This is a genomic window from Staphylococcus sp. HMSC068G11, from assembly GCF_001815825.1.
Lineage (GTDB): Bacteria > Bacillota > Bacilli > Staphylococcales > Staphylococcaceae > Staphylococcus > Staphylococcus epidermidis.
Genome location: NZ_KV822065.1, coordinates 1 through 1,184, shown reverse-complemented (window position 1 = coordinate 1,184; position 1,184 = coordinate 1). Strand labels below are relative to the sequence as shown.

Genomic DNA, 1,184 nt, shown 5'->3' with positions numbered 1-1,184 from the left:
CGCATACAAATTGGAATATCACTATACAAACTATATAAAAAATCAAAATGCATTACCTAAGAAAGTCTACGTCATCCGAGAAGATGATGTAGACGCTTTTTATTATGTGATGCTTTTTCCAGAAGAATACTAAAGGAAGTGACGATATATGAATACAATCAAAAGTACGATACACACAGAAGCGATATTTAGCGATGATGAACAACATCGCTACTTACTCAAAAAGATATGGGATGACAAGAAACCGGCTTGTACTGTGATAACGATGTATCCTCATTTAGATGGTGTATTATCACTCGATCTTACTACGGTTCTCATCCTCAATCAATTAGCTAATTCTGAGCAATATGGCGCTGTTTATCTCGTTAATCTTTTCTCTAATATTAAAACACCAGAGAACCTTAAACATATCAAAGAGCCTTATGATGCGCACACAGATATTCACTTGATGAAAGCGATTAGTGAGAGCGAAACAGTCATTCTAGCTTATGGTGCCTATGCGAAGCGACCAGTTGTTATCGACCGTGTTGAGCAAGTGATGGAAATGTTAAAACCCCATAAAAAGAAAGTAAAAAAGCTCATTAATCCAGTAACAAGTGAAGTGATGCATCCACTGAACCCTAAAGCTCGTCAAAAATGGACACTAAAATAAAGGAGAATTATCTATGAATCATGAAACCGCACAATCAGATTGGCAAACGGTTGCTAATTGTTTAGCATCACAAAATTACATTTCAATAGTAAAAAGTCTGGTGCATCATTTCACAGCCATCGATGACGAGGAAATACTTGATAAAATCTATGAATAGTTTATAAATGATGACTCTATTACAACGGTACTTAACAATGATTTACAAACAATTATTAATCATTATCTATCAAAATGAAAACTATATTCTAATAAAACTAGAGCATCCTTCACTTTTGCGGTGAAGGATGCTCCTATATCTTTTTTTATCTAAAAAAACTATTAGTAATTAGTTTTAAAATATTTATCTTCTAATATATAGATGTGAAATGGAAAAATACAATTAGATTGGCAGTCACAATGCAAATGTAATATTTGTCAGTAACCTTCCTCCTCAGATTGTTATTCGTTTCATAGAAATCAGGAGGAGGAATGACTTGAATTCTATTATATTCAATGCATCTTCATTATAATTCTACCGACTTCACCATTAGAC

At 33.2% G+C, this 1,184-nt stretch carries 1 protein-coding gene and 2 pseudogenes; all 3 read left to right on the top strand.

Translation table 11 applies throughout. The features are described from left to right. A pseudogene (locus HMPREF3058_RS12355) lies at positions 1 to 133 on the top strand (DUF960 domain-containing protein); the annotation flags it as partial. 15 nt (positions 134 to 148) lie between these two features. Continuing rightward, positions 149 to 652, top strand: coding sequence for a DUF1643 domain-containing protein (locus HMPREF3058_RS02945; protein ID WP_070731130.1), 504 nt, complete (start codon positions 149 to 151; stop codon positions 650 to 652). A gap of 13 nt (positions 653 to 665) precedes the next feature. After that, positions 666 to 887, top strand: a pseudogene (locus HMPREF3058_RS02940) (hypothetical protein). Positions 888 to 1,184: the final 297 nt, after the last annotated feature.

Coding starts and splice junctions, on each gene's coding strand:
- HMPREF3058_RS02945 (WP_070731130.1), top strand. CDS start 149: ATGAATACAATCAAAAGTACGATACACACAGAAGCGATATTTAGCGAT.